Origin of the sequence: Aquimarina sediminis (genome assembly GCF_002895435.1) — a bacterium.
Taxonomy (GTDB): Bacteria; Bacteroidota; Bacteroidia; order Flavobacteriales; family Flavobacteriaceae; genus Aquimarina; species Aquimarina sediminis.
This window is the reverse complement of sequence record NZ_POYJ01000011.1, coordinates 180907-203526: the sequence shown is the minus strand read 5'-3', so window position 1 is coordinate 203526 and position 22620 is coordinate 180907. Positions and strand designations below refer to the sequence as shown.

Sequence of the window (22620 nt, the reverse complement as noted above, 5' to 3'; positions counted from 1 at the left end):
CACCCATAATGACTTTTAGGCAAGAAATAATGGAATTATTTTTGAGAAATTAAATATCTGAAAATGAGACTTATGTTTACTCTTTTACTGCTTATCTTTTCTCTTCTGACTTTGGGACAAGAAAAAACAACCTTTAAATTTGAAGATGAGAAAAAGTTAAATATCGAATTGAAAGGAAAGGTAAAGAAAGTCGTAATTAAAAAGGAAAATCTGAAAAATGACAATTCTGAAAGTATTGTATATGAGTTTGACGAAAATGGAATTCCTTTAAAAATCAGAAAAAATGGATTAGGAGTTGATGTAATCAATAGAATGTTGAGAGATGAGGGAATTCACTATAAATTTAAAAAAGGCAAACTTCTTTCAAAACTTAATAAAATGACAAGTGGATTAGATGGAGAAATTTACCAATACGATGATAACTGGAATTTAGTCCTCGAAAAGCATTTCATTAATAACATTTTGGTAAAGGAAATATCACAAAATTTCGATGACGAAAACAGGCTTTCGTTAAAAACGGAATATCTCTATGGTGGATTTAGTGATTATAATGTAGAAACAGAGAAGGAAAAAGAAGCTTATTTGTACAAGAAAGAAGAATACAAGTATGATATCTGTAACAATTTGATTTCCAAAACTGAGCAAAATTTCAGAAAGGATTTTATTGAAGAAACATCTTATAAGTACGATCCACAGAATAATCTAATTGAAGAAGGTCATTGTTTTGTGGGAAAAGGTGAAAGAGATTGTAAATACAAACCGCTATACGGATTTGATTATGATAAAAAAAATCGATTAATAAAGAAATATCAACTTGCTCAATTTTCACCACACAATACAGATACATATTATAAATATGATTCAAATGGTAATGAAATAGAAGCTATTGGTTATTATATATATCCAAATAAAGAATCAGTAATCGGATATAAATTCAGATATGAGTATAATCAAAGCGGAAACAAAACTAAAGATATTGAAGTCATCGGAAAGTATAGACGATTAAGGTTTGATAAATACAAAACGGAAATCACAAAATACGACGACTTCCAAAACATAATTTTAGAGGAATATGTAACTGAATCAGGTCAACCAATAAAAGTTGTGGTCAATACTTATCAATATGATGACAATGGAAATTGGATTAAAAAAGAAATGAAAGAAGGAACAAATCATAATGATTTGGAATTAATAGATATTACAACCAGAAAAATAGAATATTACTAATAAAAAACTGCTTACAACAATGGGTATAATTCATAACGGCTTTCAGCACGCTACGCACCATACACAAGATCGTCAAATAAATAAGGAAAAGGGAGGGAAATAATAACAGAAAATAGATAGATTTAATAAATGAACATAAACGAATTAATATCATTTTTTGAAGATGACTTAAACAAGTTAATTACTGAATTAAGGCTCTATAAGGATGAAGGAAATATTTGGCGAATAGAGAGAAATATTTCTAATTCAGCTGGAAATTTGAGTCTGCATCTAATTGGGAACTTACATACTTTTATTGGAAAAGAAATTGGAAAAACAAACTATATTAGGAATCGAGAACTCGAGTTTTCTCAAAAAAATGTTTCTAGAGCAACGTTGATAAACAGTATAAATGATACCATAGAAATGGTGAGAAAATCACTACTTTATCTTTCTGATGAGGGGTTGAAAAATGATTATCCTATATTAAAGTTTTCTAAAGTAGAAACGAATGAATATTTGCTAATACATTTAATAAAACATTTGACGTATCATTTGGGACAAATTAATTATCATAGACGACTTATCGATGAATAAAAATTACCACTAACAATGGCTGTAATTCATTATGGCTTTGTACTACGCCAAAATAAAAGTATTAATCTAACAGATGGATCTCGGCAGAATAATCCTGCCGATGGTTCCACTACGAAATCATAGTAGTAACCGCTAGTACCAATTAAAAAACAAAATGATGTATAAAGCTTCTTTTGATAACGAACTACTTAATGACTGGTGTGATTTCTGTGAGGGAAGAAAAGAGTTTGATAGTTTCCATTTTTCAACACTATTAATGGAAACTCTTTTAGAAGGGTACACTCCTAAATTTGATGAATTCATTACGGAAATTACTAAGTATTTTGACAGCTCCATTTACAAAAACATAAAATATGTCTTCAGTAATCAGGAGCAGAGTGAAGGTGAAGTAAAAGATTGGGTAATAAACGACTTAAGAGAAAAACGAAAGATTATAAACCTTGCACCTGACTCTATGAAATTGAAAGAGATAATTGACTATCCTCAATTTCTATTTGTTAAAGACAGAGATGAACTTTACAAAGCCAGAGAGACAGATAACAACACAATATTGTATGAAGAAGTTGGAGATTTTGTTATAGAAAATATTGATAATGACAAACGGTTATTTGCATTGAAAGAAGTTCTTTATAGTATAGCATCAGATAACGATTTAGTAAACGCAATACTTTCTGGATTAATTAAGAGTGATGTTGATTTATCCAACTATTTGGACATCTATAAGAATGGATGTGATTATGCAGTAGATGATGAAAAAATTCTGATATATGAATTCAAACCAACTAATTTAAAAAAAAAAGTTAACGCATTAGTTTTAGGAAAGTTTATAGCTTTCTATATACTAAACGTTGTAGCACATACCAAACACAAATGAAAATGAAAACATATATAATAATTGGACTTTTAATTACCATTGGATTAATGACGTTTATAAGTTGTAATTCAAAGTCAAATAGTACGAAAACAACTATAAAGAAAAAAGATGCTATTCCAAAGGACTTAGAAGTTATCTTAATTAAACCTTTTAATAGTGTTGTCTATAAGTCAATGGCTGAAAATAGAATTTTTATAGATTACTATTATGAAGAAGGTTTTTTTCAAGGAAATCTAATTTTAGAATTAAACTCAGATGAAATAATTGAATTTAATAAAGACGCTAACACCTTTTTAAACTATCAATCAAATCTTATATCAAAAGATTTTAAGAACTTATTTGAACTAAGAAATATTAAGCCTTTTATTGGAGAAGAACAAAGAACTGAGCTTATGAAAAATTGGAGAATAAAAAATGAATAAAAATTAAAATGTGCTACAACATCACCTCAACTGCATTAAACGCAGTTTAGCCAAATGTTATTTTATTTCGCCTCAAAAGTTATAAAAAAACTAAAGATTTTTATTGGAGAATTACGTTTGCAAGCTATCAGTAAAGCTTGATGCTCTTTTGCGTATTCTGAAATCTCCTCCAAAGATTTTATTAAAAAGTTCGAACTTCGAATGCTTAGGGTCATAAAGTCGTGAATATTTACCAAAGCCAGATAATATCGTCTAACTTTGTTGTTGGTTATTATTACTTTTATAGTATGAGATAGAAGATATATATTATTGGCTATATGTCATCTGGAAAAACTATTGGAAATGAAAAAGTCGAAAGAAAATAGTGAGCACTATAATTGGGGAGATAATTGTAGTGGATGGTACTTATTAAAAACCCAAAGTTTAAGTATTATTGAGGAGCTAATGCCACCGAAAACTAAAGAGAAAAAACATTATCATAACAAATCTCAACAGTTTTTTAGAATTCTAAAAGGCAAGGCGACTTTTGAGATTGAAAATGAAACAATTGAAGTAGAAAGTGGAGATGGGATCCATATACCTCCAAAAGTAAAACACCGTATACGGAATGACCAATCTGAAAATTTAGAATTTATCGTAATTTCAGAACCTACAACTCGTGGAGACAGATACGATGAGACAGATTAAAAAAAATACCGTACAATTGAGTATCCATAAGAAAAACTAGTAGTTATACGAAATAGTGCTTTTTATTATAAATTAGATTTGAAAATTAAGGTCATAGCTAAGTATAAAAAGAATGGTTAATGAAGGTGAAACTTTAAATTATCTAATCCATAAATACGTTGGATCCAAACACTAAATCGTATCTTAAAATAAGATTTTTTCATAGTAATTCGTTATTTTTAAGGTCAAACAATTTTTTTTAACCCTAAAGACATCTACTTTGAAGATTAAAAAATTCTGGAAACGAATTTTATTAGTACTAATCTTAGCCCCAATTTTATTAGTAGTAGGTCTAATGCTATATATTCAGAGCAACCAATCTGAAATTATTAAGGAGGAGATCGCAAAACTAAATAAAGAACACAAGGGACTTATTAGTGTTGGTGACAGTGAATTATCTCTTTTTGGCAACTTTCCATACATCTCTATAAAAGTTGATGATGTGCAAATTTTGGAAACAAAAGAGAATAATGCACCCATCATAATGGATGTAAAAGACATATACATAGGTTTTAATTTATGGGATATTATTAACAAAAATTATGATATTCAATCTGTAATAGTTGAAGAAGGAGTCTTTAATATTGTTATTCATGAAAATAATACTACCAATATTCAAAATTCCCTAGCTAGCACTTCTGAAATAGAAACACCTTCTACTAATATTCATCTAAAAAGAATTAAATTAAAAAATCTAGATATTCATACCTTGGATGAAGCCACGAATACAGATGTCGAAAAATTTATATATACTGGTAAGGGTGGCTTCAGTCGAAAAGATAGTATCATCGCGGGGCATATCGATACAGATTTTGAATTAAATGTGATAAAAGATGGAGATACAACCTTCATTCATAAAAAACATTTTGAAGTTCATACAGATCTGGTATTTAATGAATACACTGGCATTCTTGACATACAACCTTCGGGTATTGTAATGGAAAATGGAGATTTTGAATTAGAAGGCTTTATAGATATAAAGAACGATGTAGATCTTGATCTTTCTATAAAAGGAACAAAACCTAATTTTGATATGCTTATAGCTTTTGCTCCTACAGATGTAATACCCGTATTAGAGAAATACAAAAATGCTGGCGAAATCTATTTCAATGCTAGTATCCAAGGACCCGCTAACAAAGGGAATAGACCTTTTATCAACGCTAATTTTGGAGCCGGAAAAGCCTTTTTAGAAAATACTGAAAGGGAGAAAAAGATAGATAATATGGGGTTCAATGGTCATTTTACTAATGGAGAAAATAGAAACGCTAGTACTATGGAGTTTTCTCTAACTGATATGACTGCGTCTTTGGAAAAAGGAGAGTTTGAAGGCTCTATTTTTGTAAAGAATTTTGATTCCCCAGAAGTGGATATGCAAATAAACTCGAATTTCAATCTCGATTTTATTACAGATTTTTTTGAACTAAAGCAGGTGCAAAATGCTTCTGGGCAAGTTTCGCTGAAAATGAATTTTCATGATATTATTGATGTTGATAACCCTGAAAAGGCATTACAAAAACTTAATCAAGCGTACTTTACAGAGTTGATTGTAAAAGATTTGAGTTTAATCGCTAAAGAACTTCCCGCTCCCTTGCATGATTTGAATGTGCATTTAGTAATGAATGGTAAGGAAGCAACCCTGAACCAGTTTGAACTGTTGATAGGAGATTCAGATATATCGATAAATGGTTTTTTTTCGAACTTACCTGCAATTATACATCATACTAACATTCCGGTAGAAGCCCATTTGGATATTACCTCCAATTACCTAGATATTGCCCAATTAACAGGTTTTTCAAAACAGGATACTACTCGAACCGGTTTTGATGAACAAATAAAAGACCTGAGCTTAGGACTTTCTTTTAAAGCTTCAGCAAAAGATTTTACAGAATCTAAGTATTTACCTAAAGGCGAATTTTTTATCGATAGCTTATATGCAGACCTTAAACATTATCCGCATAAACTACATGATTTTCACGCCGATGTACTTATAGACGATAGTGATTTAAAAATAGTAGACTTTACAGGTTATATAGATGATAGTGATTTTCATTTCGATGGGCTAATACATGATTATGCTTTTTGGTTGCAACCCCAGCTCAACGGAGATGTAGATTTGGATATCAACCTTAATTCTAATAAATTGAGACTGGAGGATGTCTTTTCATATAGAGGAGAGAACTATGTTCCAAAAGAGTATCGACATGAAACTTTTGATGATTTGGCGTTGCATTTTGGCTCTAGTATGCATTATAAAGATTCTGCTTTACATTCTATCGATCTAACTTTGGATAAGTTAGATACAAAAATGAAATTGCATCCACTTCGTTTGGATAATTTTAGAGGAAATATACATTACGAAGAAGAACATTTGGTGATAAAAGACTTTCATGGAGAAATTGGAACCACCAATTTTAACTTTGATTTAAACTATTATTTGGGGAAAGATCCGCAAATAAAGAAAAGAGATAATTATCTCGAAGTAAAGGCAAATTATATAGACTTTGATGCACTTTTCAATTTTGATTTAAGTCCACCAAAACCAACAGAAGTTGCTACTTCAAAAACTGCAGATGTAAAACAGCATGCAGAAGCTTTTAATTTATATGAGTTGCCATTTACAGATATGCAATTTAAGGTAGATGTAGCTCACTTTATTTACCATAGAATAGATCTTCAAAATATCAAAGCAGATTTAAGAACAACACCCAACCATTATATCTATATAGATACGCTAAATATGGATGCTGCAGGAGGAAATATTCAATTAAATGGATATTTTAATGGTAGCGATCCAAAACATATCTATATGAAGCCGGATTTGGTTATGAATAATGTTGATTTGGATAAATTGCTGTTCAAATTTGAAAATTTTGGGCAGGATCATCTCGTTTCAGAAAATTTACAAGGAAAACTCACCTCTAGAATTAAAGGTAAGATTAGGGTATACCCGGATATGGTGCCAGACCTGGATCAGTCTACTATAGAGATGGATGTAAAAGTACTAAATGGAAGATTAAAAAATTACGATCCAATGCTGGCGCTTTCAGATTATATGGGAGAAAAGAATCTACAAAATATTCGATTTGATACCCTGCAAAATAGCCTGGATATAAAGAAAGGGAGGATTAACATTCCTTCTATGACGATTGAGTCTACTTTGGGGCACATAGAATTGTCTGGTACGCATGATAGTAATCAAAAAATCGATTATTCTATACGTATTCCATGGAAAACTGTAAGAAAAGCTGCTTGGCAAAAAGTATTTGGCAACAAGAAGGATGTAGCTATTAATGAGGAGCAAGAAGATGAGATTGTAGAAATAGATCCTAACAAAAAAGTAAAGTATCTCAACCTAAAGGTCAGAGGAAGCATTGATGACTATAAGGTTTCGTTAGGGAAGAAAAAAGAAAATTAGCATCTGATTCCGAAAATTTTATTGAAAAATGGACTATTGATATTATCGAAACCCGAACGGGGTTATATCTATATGGAAACCTAGGTTGAATGATTCTAAAGAAAACAAAAAGGAGTAAATGGTATCATCATATGATATTTAATATTGTCATGGCGTAAAACCTGGCAATGTTGAAAAATCTATATTCGGATGGATACCATTAGGAGTTCTTGAAAGCTGAGAGCCTATCACAGTGTTGGCATTAAAAAATCCACAGTTTCTTAAATAAAATGAATTTTCTTCTACACCGCCTTCATAATCAAGTCTTGCCTTGTTTTTTGCGGTTATATCACCAGTAAACATGGCACTGGTTAGCTCATGCCATGTGCCTTCTGTATCAAATACCCATTGATTAGCATATTTTCCTTTTCTTGAAATATAACCTGTTTGAGGGCTAAAATTTTCTAAAAACGAATGAAATCTTTTTAAATGTGTGGTAGTATATGGTCTTCTGAAGCTTGCAATTAATTGCCATTCATTTTCTTCTGGAGCATAAAAATATGCAGTATAATCTGTCGAATTATTGACTGAGGGTTCTCCTTTTAGTAGAAACTTGTAGGTGTTTCCAGGTTTCCAGTTAAATACTTTATAGCTTTGTCCACCAGAACCCTCTCCTCCAAAATTGCCATCTGTAACTCCTTCTCCTTTACCCAACATACGTACCCTGTAGTTATCAGGGATTGTACTTGGATCATCTGTAACAAAAGGACTCCATACAGAAAATAATATTCTTCGTTCGGTATCTGAGTTAACTTGCATACCAAAATATCCTTCTCCAAAACCATTAGCCATAAAGAAAGAGCCTATTTGATCTTCTCCCTGAGGTACTGTTACTTCATTATAAAAATAGGTGATATCTTTATTTTTGGGCATTTGATATGTTAAATGAACGGAAGGACCTCTTCTTCCAAAATGAAAACTAAAATCATTGGGGACAAAAGAGATCTCACCATCTGTAGCAGATCCTCCAAGATGAATTTTACTAATATCTGCGATATGAGCACCTGTCTTTTTAAGTCCTTGTATTTCAATAGGTTGATAGCCCGATGTGGCTATATTAAATATTCCTACTTCAATAGTTTTATAGGCGGTATTGGTAATAGCTATGTCTTTTGTAGTACCACCTGCTGTTACCCGAATTGTTGAAGGTCCATCTTCTGATTTAATAGTTAGACCAAGGTGTAATTCACCTATTGTATTTGTATGAAAATAGGTGCGAATTACATCATCGAGTGATGTCCAATTACGAATACCGTTATCATGAATCATAGCGGCATCTTGCTCGGTACTATTGATAACCCAACTATTACCTCCAGGAAGAATAACTTTTGATAAGTTTACTACGTCCTCGATTTTCAGATTAGATTTTGATTTGTCAGAATTGCAGGCTATAGTACAAATTCCTATCAAAACAAACATGATGCTGTTAATGAGTTTTTTACAATTTTTTATATTCATCATTACGGATTGTTGGTAATATATAATTGTGATGGACTATTATTGTTTACGACAATAACAGCCTTCTTTTTTTTGATGGATGTAAGTATCATATGTCTAACATCCTTGTCGGCATAAAATCCTATTTCTGAATTTTTTTGAGGTTTGAATACACCATCTAGATCTCCTTTAAGGTAGATTCCTATACCGGCATCTGATCGGGTTGTTTCTACTTCTGCGTGATAATTATTTCCTGCCATCAATAAATCTTTGATACTATCATTATCAAAATCTTCATATAATATACTATTAATAGGGCTTACTTGAGCTTCTAAAGGGAAAGGGGTAAATTCAAAATTACCGTTGTTATTAATAAAGATACCAGATCTAAACTCGTTTACTTGGTGATGAATGGCTGATTGAAAAGATTCTCCAATAATTTCCTGAACACCACTGGTTGCAAAATCTTTGTATGTTTTAATTTTTTCTTTTAAATATGGTAGTTGCTCGGCTGTACAGTGCTTACCTCGCACAGGAACCTGTTTGGATTTATAATATTTGGCTAATATAATATCTTCGGTACCATTATTGTCGAAATCTTTGGTATAGACATGAAAAGGTTTGTCGTTTGTTGCCTTATGCTTGTGGTTTAATCCTAAATTTCCTGCAATGATATCTTTATCGCCGTCTTCATCTATGTCTGCAATAAGTATCTTATTCCACCAACCTTTGGTTGATGATAAACTTTTATAGATTTCGTTTTTGGCAAGTGTTCCATTGGTGTTAATAAATACTTCGATACCCATCCATTCCCCGGTAACAATAAGATCCAGATCATGATCATTATCTATATCCTTCCATTCTGCACTGGTTACCATTCCTATATTTTTAACTTCAGGAGCCAGATTATCAATTTTATCTACAAATCGATTGTTTTCATTGATTAATAAGTGACTTGTTGGGGCATATGGATACTTTCCAGGGATCACACGTCCTCCAATAAATAGGTCAATATCACCATCTTGATCAAAATCTGAAGCTTTTACTGTTGAACCAGCAGTATTTATAGTAGGTAGTTTTGATTCTGATTTACTAAAAACAAAACTCCCATTATTAATATATAGCCTGTCTTGTAATAGGGGAGAATCGAAATCAAATTCATAGCTTCCGCTTACCACATACAAATCTTTATCTCCATCATTGTCTGCATCAAAAAAACAGGCGCTTACATCTTCGTACTCACTGTCGTTAACAAAACTCTGAACAGGGATTTCCTTATAATTTCCGTCTTGTAAGCCAATTAGCAATTGTGCTGTCTTACGATGTGCTCCACCTATAAAAAGATCTTCGATGCCATCATTATTAAGGTCTGTTTTGGCTATTGCAGGACCTGTCTGAGATAGTTTATGGGGTAGTAACAATTGCTTGTCAAAATCATTGAAAGGAATCTCGGTATGCCTAAAATTGAATGAATTTTGGGTGAAAATAGGGGTGGATTCTTTGCTAGTGCTTTGGTCGGTCGGTGTTAAACTATTTGCATAATCAATATGCAATAATTGATTTGGTTTTACATGAGAAAGTGACTGTATGTTACCATCAGACCAAATGATCTCAACTTTATTAATTTCATCATTTTTTCCTAATCCAAAATGAAGAGTATTCGGCATTGAGGAAAGATAACCTCTGGAGTTTATAAGTTGTCGAGTTAATATTTTTCCATTGTTTTGATATATTTTTACAGTTGTTCCTACTCCAAATATATTTTCTCTAGGTCCTTTGAAGTGAAATTTCAGAAAATTATTCTGGTTGATTTCTCTTGCGTTATTTCTTAATATTGTTGCGTTTTCATCGAGATTATTGGTAACAATATCTAGATCTCCATCATTATCTAAATCGACATATACCGCTCCATTTGAAAATGTTGGTTTTTCATCAGACCAATCCGAGGTGCTATTATCAAAGTTTAGGTTCCCTTTATTTTTAAAAAAGTAGTTGGTTAATTTTTGTTGTGGTAATTTTTGAGTGAATTTGTAAAAATCTTTTTCTTTTAGAGTATTTTTTTTCTTATTGATGGTATTATTAATTTCAATATTGATATCACGATCAACAACATCTCTATAAATACCATTGGTAACATAGATATCGCTTAGTCCATCTAAATCAAAATCAGCAAAAAGCACTGACCAGCTCCAATCTGTTTGTGCCAGACCAGAGATATGGGCAACTTCACTAAAAGTTCCGTTTCCATTGTTTAACTGCATTACATTATGCATGTATTGGTAGTGATGATCTTTTTTAATCATGTTGTTAAATCGATCAATAGACATCATGGACATTGTTGTTTTGGATCGAATATGATCTTCTGGACTCATGTCTAGAACCATCAGATCATTAAAGCCATCGTTGTTAATATCACCAATATCGCTTCCCATACTGTAATATGAGATATGTTTAAAAAGTGAATTTCTCTTTTCAGAAAAGGTGCCGTTTTTATTATTTATGTATGCAAAATCGGGACTGATAAAATCATTAGATACATAGATGTCAGACCAGCCATCATTATTAAGATCTCCTACCTGTGCATTTAATCCAAAACCTAAATCGGGTAAAATTCCCGCTTGTGAGGAAACATCTGTGAACCTTCCGTTTCCATCATTATTATATAACCTATCACTGCTTCTAAAGGCTTGTGTTTTTTTACTATTCTGAATTTTTTTAAGATCTAGTATTTTACCTGATAAATCGAAATCGGCAGGTGCATTGGTAATATATACATCCAGATCTCCATCTTTGTCATAATCAAAAAATGTAGAAGATATAGATCGGTTGGTATCTGCTAGACCATAAAGCTTTGCTTGTTCTGTAAAAGTAAGGTCTCCATTATTAATATAAAGCATATTGGCTAGTTTATGGTCTCCCTGATACCAACCAGCTCTATTGATATAAATATCTAAAAAACCATCATTATTAATATCAACAATTGATACCCCTGTATCAAAACCAGTTCTCTTTTTTATTCCAGCGTCAATAGTTATATCTTCAAATTGAAAGTTTCCTTTGTTTAGAAAAAGTTTATTATGATAGATGTTTGAAGTAAAGAAGAGATCTTGTAATCCATCATTATTAAAATCGGCAGCAGCTACTCCGCCACCTATGTAGATATACAAATATTTATAATAGTGTAATTGTTCGGATTCTAATATTTTATTTTCAAAAGTTACTCCTGAAATGCTTGTAGGGACTTTTGTAAATAATTTATCTGCAGGTAACTTATCAATCGGTTTTGTACATGCACATAAAAAGATAAGTGATGATAGTAGAATCCAGATTTTATATAAATAATCCTGCATATGAATGAAATTAGATAAGGTAAAAAGATAAAATCACATAGGTCTCATTTGAGACCTATGTGATTATTTATTAATCATTTTGAATTAGTGATGGCTGTAATATGATTTGTTGTTCAGGTATAAATTCAATTATTCTAGGGTGTGTAGACGGTATCTCAAAGAAAGCATTCGTTCCATTTAAGTGTGTACCGGGATATTTTCTATCCATGGTACGACCATTTCTATACACATCATACTTTCTATGTCCTTCATATGCTAATTCTAATCTACGTTCTTCTAAAACAATATCTAAAACTGTTTTTCCAGTAGGAATATCTGCTAAAGTATATGTAGGAATACCAGCTCTTTCTCTAATGATATTTACATTATCCAGAGCTAATTGATCCATGCTTCTTTTTGCTAAAGATTCTGCTTTGTTCAAGTACATTTCTGATAAACGAGATACCATTGGTGACCATAGATGGATGTCGTTTTCTTGTAGCGAGGCTTTAAGGATAAAGAATTTTGGATGACCATTACGTTTTTTTAGATCAAATCCTTTAATGACATCTTGCCTGCCGTCGGTTCCGTTAAAATAATATACTGTTTTTCCATCGACAACTTCAGACTCTACTGTGTATGTGTTTCCATCGTCTTCAAAGGTCGTTACTCCACCACTTTCTGAGGTATTTCTAAACTCATATGCATATTCGTCATTTACCCAATATACTGCGGGGATTTGGTTGTCGTTACTATCTACTTCAAATTGTGGTTCTATAAATGATTTTCTAGCATCATTAGGGTTTTTATCTATTAAATCCAGATAGGTTCTTGAGGCATACATTTCTCCCCAGCCTTTACCCTCTACAGTGGCATAAAAAGATCCTATAGTAAACCAATCATCGAACCCTCCTAGAAGATCAGAAGCAGAACTTAATGTTACAGCAAAGATGGCTTCATCATTCTGCTCTGGAGTCAAAGTATTCATTTTAGAAAATTGATCCGTAGGGAGTAAGGAATAATGCCCAGATGCAATTACTTTATTGGCATATTCTTCTGCTCTAATATTATCCTCTTTATATAAATATACTCTTGATAGTAAGGCTTGTGCTGCTTCTTTTGATGCAAAAGAAGCTCCTTTGTTTATTGTCATCAACGATTCTGCTTTTTCCAGATCTTTGATAACTTGAGAATACACTTGTTCTACAGTGTGTCTATCTGGTCTATCTGTAATATCCGATGTTAGTTTTAGTGGTACAGATAAGTTTGAAGAACCTTGGTTGTATGGTCTTCCAAATACATTTCCCATTTGAAAATATGTAAGTGCTCTTAGGTAGTAGTTTTCTCCTAATAATTGATCTGTTTCTTCAGATTTTCCTTCTACGATTTTTTCGATAATTACATTACATCCTACTACTATCTTATACGAATTACGCCAAAATCGCTCTACTCTGGAGTTGGTTTTTATGGATTGATAATTGTATAAAAAGAATAAATGGTCAGTTGTACCCCCACTAAGGCTTATATTATCTCCGGCATATTCTGATATTCTGTGTAGATCATCTACCCATCCGTCAAAACCTTTATCTCCTTTTAGTAAGGCATAATTACCAATTGTAGCTGTTTCTATAGATTCTGGATCAGAAAACAACTCCTCTACCGAAATCTCCTCATAAGGATTCGTTTCTAAATCGCAGGACTGTAGAATACTTGCGATAACTAGTAGTATTATTAATTTTTTCATACTATTTATTTTTAAATATTTTAAAATGACAGATTAACACCCAAGGCATATCGTTTTGGAATAGGATAAGTTAACCCTGGACTTCCTGATAAACCTATATTACTTTGGTCATTTGGATTGCCCGTAACCGCTGGATCAACTCCGCTATACTTGGTAAATGTCAGTAGATTGTCTCCAGATACGTATATGTTAAAGCCGCTAAGTCCTATTTTACTTAATACATTCTTGGGTAAGTTGTAGGATAACGTCACATTTGTCATTCTCAAGTAGCTAGCGTCTTCTAGATAACGAGATGATCGCTTATTAGAGTTATTATTACCGCCTTCAACGGCTAATGGATGTGTGGCAATATCTCCTGGTTTTTCCCACCTGTTCCAATCATCTGCTAACACTTGTTGATTAAATGTAGGATAAAACCCATCTGAATCAAATAATTCTCGGGCGCTATTGTATAGTTTTCCTCCCTTAGAAAAGTTGAAATTTGTAGAAAGAGAGATGTTTTTATAGCTTACATTAGAATCAAATCCTCCTATAAAATCTGGAGAAGCAGAGTCAACGATTTGTAGTGTAGCATCATTCCAGTTACTGGTTTCTGTACGTTCTCCTGTATCAGGATCAACAACTTCCCATAATGGATTTCCGTTGTCAGGATCTACACCAAGCCATTTTCTAATGTACCAGGAGTTAGAATCTTCACCTACTTTAAATATTTTAGAGCCTCTAGGAATTTCTGTTTGCCCGTCAAATAATTCGGTGACTTCATTTTTGTTGTATCCTATATTGAATCCTAAATCCCAGTTGAAGTTTTTAGTCTGTATAACATCGACTGAAATCGCAGCTTCATACCCTATGTTGGTTAGCCCTCCTACATTTTCCCAAAATCCACTATATCCAGTAACATCTGGTAAGTCTACAAAGTATAATAGATCGGATGTATCTTTGTTATAATATTCGAATGTTGCACTTACTCTGTTAAATAGTCTTGTGTCAATGGCAATGTTTGCTTCATACGTTTTTTCCCAGCTTAGATCAGGGTTCCCTAGTTGATCTAATATTGCTCCTGGAGTGCCTATGTATTGTGAGTTCAATCTATAGGTTCCTTGATATGGATATAAGGATGATGGTCTGTTTCCTACAGAACCATAACTCAAACGTAATTTAAGTTCATTAATAGTTTTACTATTGAAAAAAGCTTCGTTATGAATGTTCCAACCTGCACCTAGTGCAAAGAAATTACCATATTGATTATCTAATCCAAAATTAGAAGCTCCATCTCTACGTATAGAAGCTTTTGCATAATATCTATTGCTATATCCATAATCCACAGCTAGAAAGAATGATTGTAATGCATAGTCATTTTTAAATCCTTTTATTTCTCCCGTTTCACTTGCAACATTTAAAACTTCCGTTCCCGCAACGATTCCATTACCGGTAACATCCACATTTTCATATACGTAATCATTATATTCATATCCTGCTAGGGCGCTTACAGAATGTTCTCCAAATATGTTTGAGTACCGTAATGTTTGAGTGGTTAATTTGGTAAATCGCTCATCTATTCTATCATTTATACGCCCTCCATCGGCTAAGCCAGAAATAGATCTAGGGTCAGTATATGATTTTAATTTATAACGATAAAATGTAAAGTTGTTTACAGATTTAAATACTAGATTAGGGATGATTTGATACTCAAAATCAAAATTAGAACTTAGATTAAATGTGTCATCAGAGAAATAATTCCATTGTTGGTCATATAAATAATTTCTTTGATCACGACCTAGCCAGTTAGAATCTTCTTGGGCATTTATGGGCTTTCCTTCTGCATCAAAAGGATTATCCCAAGGTAAGTTCAGATATAGTTCATATAACGGTGCTTCGGCAATTCTATCCCTGTTATCAAAACTAAATGATAATTTAGGGCTTAATTTTAGACGTTCTGTAATATCATAATCCAAATTCATTCGATACGTATATCTATCTAATTCATTACCCCTTAATGTACCTGTTTCGTTATAGTAACCACCATTGATAAATAAATTTAATTTTTCAGTACCTGATGTAAACGATACATTCACATCTTTTACAAAACCATCTTGGGTTCCGTTTTCGATCCAGTCGTAATCTCGATTTAATAATTCTGGAGTAAACCAAGGTTGAGAGTTTGCAAATTGCGTATGGTACTCGTGTAACTGTCGAGAGTCCATAACTTCAAATTTTCCGGTATTAAAAGTGTTAATTGCTGCTTTAGAACTTACAGTAATTTCTGACTTACCAGAGGTTCCTCGTTTTGTCGTAACAATTACAACACCATTTGCACCACGAGATCCATAAAGAGATGTTGCAGATGCATCTTTAAGTACAGATATGGATTGTACATCATTTGGATTGACGATGGGAACTCCATGTTGTATTACTCCATCAACTACCCATAATGGGGTTACTCTACCTCCTAAGGATGAAGATCCTCGTATAAGTATATTAGGCGTTGAGCCTGGACTACCACTAGAGGCACCTATACGCACACCTGCTACTTTTCCTTGTAGCATTGTAGTCACATCAGGAGTTGTAATATCCTTTAATTCTTCTGATTTAATATTGACAACTGATGAGGTAATTGTTTCTTTTTTTTGTGTTCCGTAGGCGACAACAACTATTTCGCTTAATTCACTAACATCACTTTCTAGTCTTACATTTATTTTTGTTTGGTTATTAATTGCGATTTCCTGGGTAATATATCCTATATACGATATTTCCAAAATATCTGTTCCTTTTGCTTTTAAGGTGTAGTTTCCGTCAAAATCTGAAGTAGTTCCTTTTGTTGTGCCTTTTATTAGAATTGAAGCTCCTAAAATGGGCATGTCAGACGATGTATCGTAGACTGTTCCTGTAATTGTTTTTTCTTGAGCAGATATGCTACTGGTGAGCATACACATAAAGATCAAGAGCATGATTCCTAGTTTTTCCATATATTCTGATTTAGTTGTTTTAGTACTTACTTTTTTCCCAATTATAAGGCTTGCGTTTTACCCATGTACCTCTGGTGAAATCTGGAAAATCCTGTGGTTCTCCATTATTTTCGATAGATAATTCTGAAAGAGGTGTAATAGCACTCCATGCCGCTGCATCATAAGCATCTAGTGGAGGAGCTATGTTTTCTTTGGCAGATTCTACAAATGCATTCAGAACAAAGAAATCCATTCCTCCATGCCCAGCATTTGTAGCTAATTCACCATGCTTTTGCCATAGAGGATGATCATATTTTTTAAGCCATTCGTCAGCTTCATCCCATTGGTGTGGTTTTGATTTTCCTTCAATATACATTCGGTTTCCATCAACCTCCCATAACCCATTAGCACCTTGTACTCTAAAACCAAGTGAATAGGGTCTGGGTAAGTTACAATCATGAGTTACAATGATTGTTTCTCCTTTGGCTGTTTCGATCGTAGTTGTAATTACATCCCCTTGTTTAAATTTTACTTTAGCATTAGGGTGATCCTCTCCGCCATGTTTTACAATATAATTATGCAACCCAATGGCTTTTGTAGCATTAGAAGTTAAAGAGGTAAAGCGATTTCCTCGGTTTACGTCACACATTGTGGCTATTGGTCCAACTCCATGAGTGGGGTATACATCACCATTTCTAAGTACAGAGTGTTGCGTTCTCCATTTTGATTCTGAAATTCCTTTTTCACCAAACTCAACACCTTTTCCATAGGCAGATTTTCCATCATTCAGTTTTACAAAACGAAGATCATGTTGATAACCACATCTAAAATGAACTAATTCTCCAAAGACATTTTGGCGGACCATATTTAGTACTGCAAGGACATCTCTACGGTAGTTTACATTTTCTAAAATCATTAGATGAGATCCAGTTGCTTCGTGAGTATTTACTAAATCCCAACATTCTTCAATAGTATTTGCTGCAGAAACTTCTAAACCAGTATATTTTCCTGCTTTCATTGCATCTATAGCCATTTTGGTGTGCCACAGCCATGGTGTAGAAATTATTACAGCATCAATATTATCTAACTCCAGTAAGTTTTTGTAATCATGATCATTACTGCCGAACACTTTTGGCTTAGGAGAATTATTATCTTCAATTTTCTTTAAGGCTATTTTGATTCTCTCTGGATCAATATCACAGATAGCAGTTATTTCTACATCGTTTCTACGAAGAGCATTGTTAAGATGATTTGTCCCTCTTAATCCTACTCCAATAAAAGCTAGTTTCAGTTTTTGATCTGCCAGCTTCGTTATCCCTCCAAAAGATACATTGGGAAGTAGTGATACTCCAGCACCCGCAAGTACTGTTTTCTTAACAAAATTTCGTCTAGAATTCATTTAAGTTATTTTATGTTATACTATTTAGAATTCAAATATGACGGTTAGAAACTTTATTAAAGATGATATTTTAAGCATTTAGGAGTATTATTTTGGGGTTGTTTATTGTAATGCTTATTTTATCCTCCTTTTTGACGAAATAGACTACTTTACTATAGGTTCTTATAGGTTTTAAGCCTATCAGTATTGGTTTTTATTAATACCTTTAACATTGTTTTGTAGAATAATTAATGATAATTGTTAAAAAAGTATTGCTGTAAGGATTTCCTGCAATTACATAGGTGCCGTTAATAGATCAAATCTGTTAGTTATAACAAATACAGATCATCTCTTGATTACGTATTAAGGTAAAACACAAAAGATATTTTACTAACAAAATGATAATTTTATGTTTGGAACAAGGAGCTATTTTTTGCTAAGTATTTTTGTATGGTGTTTCTCTTTTTTGAATGGTCAGAATCATACAACTTTTAGACATTTATCACCTGTAAATGATAACAAAACTGTAATCCCTACCAAAACAACACAAGATTCTCGTGGAAATATTTGGATGTTATGTTCTGATGGGATATTAGTCTATAATGGTTATGATTATAAGCTAATTAAAAACCAAATGATTTTTCCAAATATGAGACATAATGATCTTGTAAACAACATGCTTGTTGATTACAATAAGGATATTTGGATAACAACTCAATTTGGGCTAATAACGAAATATGTGTCAGAGGATAATCAATTTGAGGATATGAACCTCTTATTGCCTAAAAATGTTACTATTTCTTCCATTGTTGTAAAGGAAGAAAGTGTTTGGTTGATTTCTAAACTAGGCAAGATTTATCAGTATACTGATTCTAAAATAAACTTTGTTACGACAATAGATAATAATGGTACCGAGATCCAAAAAATTACTCAGATAGAGGTACTAGACTCAACTGATGTTTATGTTGGCACAAACGAAGGGGCAATGTACTACTATTCCTTAAAATCAAATCAAATAACAGAAATTGTAGGACCGTTTACCGATTACCCTGGAAGAATTATGCTTACTGCAGATAGTAATAATAAACTATGGGTAGGGACAGAAACACATGGATTATTTGTTTATGACCCTATTGACAAACAATTTATTCAGGATTCTTTTTTTGAAGAGGAGAGATTTAATATTAATAAAGAAATGTTTACTGTATTATTTTGTAGTAAAGATGGATATATGTGGGCAGGAACAGATGGTGGAGGGCTATACAAAGTAAATATAAACACAGGTGAGATTGATTTGTTTACTCGACAATATTCTAATGAGTTTTCTTTAAGTAGTAATACCATTTTGGGAATTAGTGAAGATAATCATCGAAATATTTGGATTACTACAAACTATGGTAAACTTAACATTTTGCCTCATAGGAACAATAAAATAAAATATCATGAAGGTTCAGACGATAATACGCCTCTTAGAGTATTAAGTATTTTTAAAAGCTCTAAAGAAGTGTTATGGGTAGGAACAGACGGTTCAGGATTAACAAAAATAACTTTTGAAACAGATGGGAGTACTAATGAAAATAGATATTTTAATGATGTTTCATTAAACAAAGGATTCTATATCCACGCTATGGTAGAGGATGATCAGTCCAATATGTGGTTTGGGACATACAAAAATGGATTGTGGTATCATGACACGGATAAAAATACTTTTCAAAAGATAAATATTTATAATTCTAATAATCAAGAAGCCATTGATGTTAGAACTGTGTTTTCGGATTCGAAGGGGCGTATCTGGATAGGATCTAATTTGTCCGTTAATGTATATTCTTCTGATTTGAAACTTCTGACCGTTTTTGATAATAATTCTAGAGGATTAAAAGGTGTTAATACCGAAAGTATTCTTGAAGATAGAAATGGTGTGATTTGGTTAGGTATGCAATTTGGTGGATTATTTAGGTTTAATGAAGATTTTTCAAATATAGGGGCTTCCACATTTACCGACTATTCATTGGACAACAAAAATTATAAAGATGAAAACTTTAGAGTTAAGTCTATGATTCTGGGCGATCCAGGAGAAATATGGCTAATTGATAGAGTTGGTAAATTGCTAAAAATCAACACGGTAAATGGGGAGTATGCTACGTTTGATCATATAGAATCTATTGCAGGAAAAGAATTTAATGCAATTCTAAAGGATGATAAGGGAGACCTATGGTTGAGTTCTAAAAATAATGGTATAAATCATCTCGATGTTAAAAATCTAACCATAAGAACATATTACGATACAGATGGGTTTCAGGATAATACATTTTTACCAAGAAGCAAGTTTAAGGATAGGCAAGGACATTTATATTTTGGAGGAATAAAAGGATTAAATAGTTTTGAACCTAAGTTTTTAAATAAAAAGGCGTCTGATACCAAGTTGTATATAAATAGTATAGAAATACTTAATCAACCCGTATATTCATTATTGCCTTCTAAAGTTACAAATGGGCTTTCTAATGCTCAGCCTCTAGAGTTAGAACATGATCAGTCTTATTTCTCTTTTAGATTTTATGCTATAGACAATATTTTAAATCCAAGTTATTATTATGCATATAGGTTAAAGGGGTTTGATGAAAATTGGATAACCAGTCAATCAGAACGTTTAGCTACATACACTAATATTCCTCCAGGAGATTATACTTTTGAGGTCAAAACAGGAACAAAAAAAGGAATCTGGAACCTGCCTCAAAAAAGTATAGCAATTACTATACAACAACCTTTATGGAATACTCCTTTGGCTTATGTTTTTTACCTACTTATTCTTGTGCTTACAGGCTACGGGATAATGCGTTGGTATTCTTTAAGAAAAAGATTGTTTCTGGAGAAAGTAAGTCATAAAAAGGAAAGTGAACTGCACGACTTGAAAATGAATTTTTTTGCAAAAATGTCTCATGAAATTCAGACGCCAATTACATTGATATTGGGACCTATTGATGATATGCTAATGAAAGCAGAAAAAAATGGGAATTTACTGTTAAAACAACGTTTGGATATTATATCATATAACACCAAAAGACTTTCTAGAATTGCTCAAGAACTGACATTAGTGAGAAATAAAGAGTTAGAAACTTTGAGGTTAAACGTTACCAAAAATGATTTGTGCAAAGAAATAGATAACATCTCTTTATCGTTTAAAGAACTTGCCAGGAAAAGAAAAATTGATTTTGTTATCAACTGTCCTAAAAATTTACCTGAAGCATGGTACGATAAAGAAAAACTAGAGCACGTCATATATAATTTACTTTCTAATGCCTTCAAATTTACTCCTAAAGAAGGAAATGTACTTTTAAATATTGTCCCTATAAACAATAAGAAAAAAATAAAATTATCGGTTATAGATTCAGGTCCAGGAATCCCTGATGAAGAGTTACAACATATTTTTAAGTTGTTTTATCAATCTGATATAGGTAAAAAGAATAAAGGTACGGGCATCGGTTTAGCACTTACTAAAGAATTGATGAATTTACATAGAGGAAAAATTAAAATTGATTCTAACCCAACCGAAGGAACCACATTTACTATCAAATTTCCGATAACCAAGGATGCCTATGATGAAACAGAAAGGGTTATGGTTAATGATTCTGAAGAATCTAATACTAGTACTATACTAGAAGATGAAATTATAACTAAAGAAAAAGATCTTTCTAAGAAAACCATTTTAATAGTAGAAGATAATTATGATTTGCAAACTTTTTTAAAAGAGCTTCTGGATAACGAGTATAATGTTATTCTTGCAGAAAATGGAGAAGAAGGATATCGGTATACCAAAAGCAATTTTCCTGATCTTATCCTAAGTGATATTATGATGCCCAAACTTGATGGTATTGAAATGTGTAAAAAAATTAGGAAAGATCCTATGACCATGCATATTCCTATCGTGCTAATGACTGCTAAAAATTCGACAAACTCTAAAATTTCAGGACTAAAATCTGGAGCTATAGAGTATATTAATAAGCCATTTAATACCAATGAGCTATTATTGAAAATAAAAAATATTATTTTATCCAAAGAACACATCATATCAAAATACCGAAAAGAAATTATTAGCAGCCCAAAAGTAACTCAAGAAAAATCTCAAGACGAAATTTTTCTTGAAAACCTTATAAGTAATATAAACTCTAGATTAGATGATCCAGATTTTAAAATGGAAGAATTAGCAGAATCCTTAAATATGGGATACTCTAGTTTGTACCGAAAATGCCAATCTTTGACTGGTCGTAGCTTAGTTGATTTTGTACGTTTACTTCGTTTAAAAAAAGCTGCTGTTTTGATTACCAAATATGGCTATAATATTTCTGAGGCATCTTTTATGACAGGATTTAATGATCCTAAGTATTTTTCAAAATGTTTTAAAAAGTATTTCAAAAAAACTCCTGTTACATTCAAAAAAGAAGCAAAAGAAATGGGGACCGTTTCATATCTAAATAAGCATCGCGTGGATATTAATTTTTAAGGCTTATTAA

At 32.3% G+C, this 22620-nt stretch carries 12 protein-coding genes; 7 read left to right on the top strand and 5 right to left on the bottom strand.

The features are described 5' to 3' along the window. Positions 1 to 63 precede the first annotated feature (63 nt). The 6 genes from C1X07_RS20100 to C1X07_RS20075 all read left to right on the top strand — a co-directional run bounded on the left by C1X07_RS20100 (position 64) and on the right by C1X07_RS20075 (position 7240). Complete coding sequence (locus C1X07_RS20100) at positions 64 to 1227, top strand: hypothetical protein (RefSeq protein WP_128755337.1); 1164 nt, start codon at positions 64 to 66, stop codon at positions 1225 to 1227. Between the two features lie 129 nt (positions 1228 to 1356). Beyond that, positions 1357 to 1803, top strand: coding sequence for a DUF1572 family protein (locus C1X07_RS20095; protein WP_103071830.1), 447 nt, complete (start codon positions 1357 to 1359; stop codon positions 1801 to 1803). Positions 1804 to 1957: 154 nt separating this feature from the next. Further along, positions 1958 to 2677, top strand: coding sequence for a hypothetical protein (locus tag C1X07_RS20090; protein WP_128755336.1), 720 nt, complete (start codon positions 1958 to 1960; stop codon positions 2675 to 2677). A gap of 2 nt (positions 2678 to 2679) precedes the next feature. Continuing rightward, on the top strand, positions 2680 to 3099 hold the full coding sequence (locus C1X07_RS20085; RefSeq protein WP_128755335.1) for a hypothetical protein: 420 nt from the start codon (positions 2680 to 2682) through the stop codon (positions 3097 to 3099). Between the two features lie 342 nt (positions 3100 to 3441). After that, positions 3442 to 3786: a cupin domain-containing protein gene (locus tag C1X07_RS20080; protein WP_103071827.1), complete on the top strand. Its 345-nt coding sequence runs from the start codon at positions 3442 to 3444 to the stop codon at positions 3784 to 3786. A 259-nt stretch (positions 3787 to 4045) separates the two neighbouring features. Further along, on the top strand, positions 4046 to 7240 hold the full coding sequence (locus C1X07_RS20075; protein ID WP_103071826.1) for an AsmA-like C-terminal region-containing protein: 3195 nt from the start codon (positions 4046 to 4048) through the stop codon (positions 7238 to 7240). A gap of 147 nt (positions 7241 to 7387) precedes the next feature. Here the strand turns inward: C1X07_RS20075 and C1X07_RS20070 are convergent, their stop codons facing one another. The 5 genes from C1X07_RS20070 to C1X07_RS20050 form a co-directional block, all read right to left on the bottom strand. Continuing rightward, positions 7388 to 8698 carry a DUF3472 domain-containing protein gene (locus C1X07_RS20070; RefSeq protein ID WP_241507297.1) on the bottom strand — a complete coding sequence of 437 codons (1311 nt, stop codon included), beginning with the start codon at positions 8696 to 8698 and terminating at the stop codon, positions 7388 to 7390. A gap of 41 nt (positions 8699 to 8739) precedes the next feature. Further along, positions 8740 to 12066, bottom strand: coding sequence for a VCBS repeat-containing protein (locus tag C1X07_RS20065; protein ID WP_103071824.1), 3327 nt, complete (start codon positions 12064 to 12066; stop codon positions 8740 to 8742). A gap of 70 nt (positions 12067 to 12136) precedes the next feature. After that, positions 12137 to 13789 carry a RagB/SusD family nutrient uptake outer membrane protein gene (locus tag C1X07_RS20060; RefSeq protein WP_103071823.1) on the bottom strand — a complete coding sequence of 551 codons (1653 nt, stop codon included), beginning with the start codon at positions 13787 to 13789 and terminating at the stop codon, positions 12137 to 12139. A 20-nt stretch (positions 13790 to 13809) separates the two neighbouring features. Continuing rightward, positions 13810 to 16755 carry a SusC/RagA family TonB-linked outer membrane protein gene (locus C1X07_RS20055; protein ID WP_103071822.1) on the bottom strand — a complete coding sequence of 982 codons (2946 nt, stop codon included), beginning with the start codon at positions 16753 to 16755 and terminating at the stop codon, positions 13810 to 13812. A gap of 19 nt (positions 16756 to 16774) precedes the next feature. Further along, positions 16775 to 18133, bottom strand: coding sequence for a Gfo/Idh/MocA family protein (locus C1X07_RS20050; protein WP_103071821.1), 1359 nt, complete (start codon positions 18131 to 18133; stop codon positions 16775 to 16777). A 388-nt stretch (positions 18134 to 18521) separates the two neighbouring features. On the opposite strand from C1X07_RS20050, the gene C1X07_RS20045 reads away from it, so the two are divergent. Then, positions 18522 to 22610 (top strand): ATP-binding protein, encoded by a 4089-nt coding sequence (locus C1X07_RS20045; protein WP_103071820.1) that lies wholly within the window; start codon positions 18522 to 18524, stop codon positions 22608 to 22610. The last annotated feature ends 10 nt before the right edge of the window (positions 22611 to 22620 follow it).

Coding starts and splice junctions, on each gene's coding strand:
- C1X07_RS20100 (WP_128755337.1), top strand. CDS start 64: ATGAGACTTATGTTTACTCTTTTACTGCTTATCTTTTCTCTTCTGACT.
- C1X07_RS20095 (WP_103071830.1), top strand. CDS start 1,357: ATGAACATAAACGAATTAATATCATTTTTTGAAGATGACTTAAACAAG.
- C1X07_RS20090 (WP_128755336.1), top strand. CDS start 1,958: ATGATGTATAAAGCTTCTTTTGATAACGAACTACTTAATGACTGGTGT.
- C1X07_RS20085 (WP_128755335.1), top strand. CDS start 2,680: ATGAAAACATATATAATAATTGGACTTTTAATTACCATTGGATTAATG.
- C1X07_RS20080 (WP_103071827.1), top strand. CDS start 3,442: ATGAAAAAGTCGAAAGAAAATAGTGAGCACTATAATTGGGGAGATAAT.
- C1X07_RS20070 (WP_241507297.1), bottom strand. CDS start 8,698: ATGTTTGTTTTGATAGGAATTTGTACTATAGCCTGCAATTCTGACAAA.
- C1X07_RS20065 (WP_103071824.1), bottom strand. CDS start 12,066: ATGCAGGATTATTTATATAAAATCTGGATTCTACTATCATCACTTATC.
- C1X07_RS20060 (WP_103071823.1), bottom strand. CDS start 13,789: ATGAAAAAATTAATAATACTACTAGTTATCGCAAGTATTCTACAGTCC.
- C1X07_RS20055 (WP_103071822.1), bottom strand. CDS start 16,755: ATGGAAAAACTAGGAATCATGCTCTTGATCTTTATGTGTATGCTCACC.
- C1X07_RS20050 (WP_103071821.1), bottom strand. CDS start 18,133: ATGAATTCTAGACGAAATTTTGTTAAGAAAACAGTACTTGCGGGTGCT.
- C1X07_RS20045 (WP_103071820.1), top strand. CDS start 18,522: ATGTTTGGAACAAGGAGCTATTTTTTGCTAAGTATTTTTGTATGGTGT.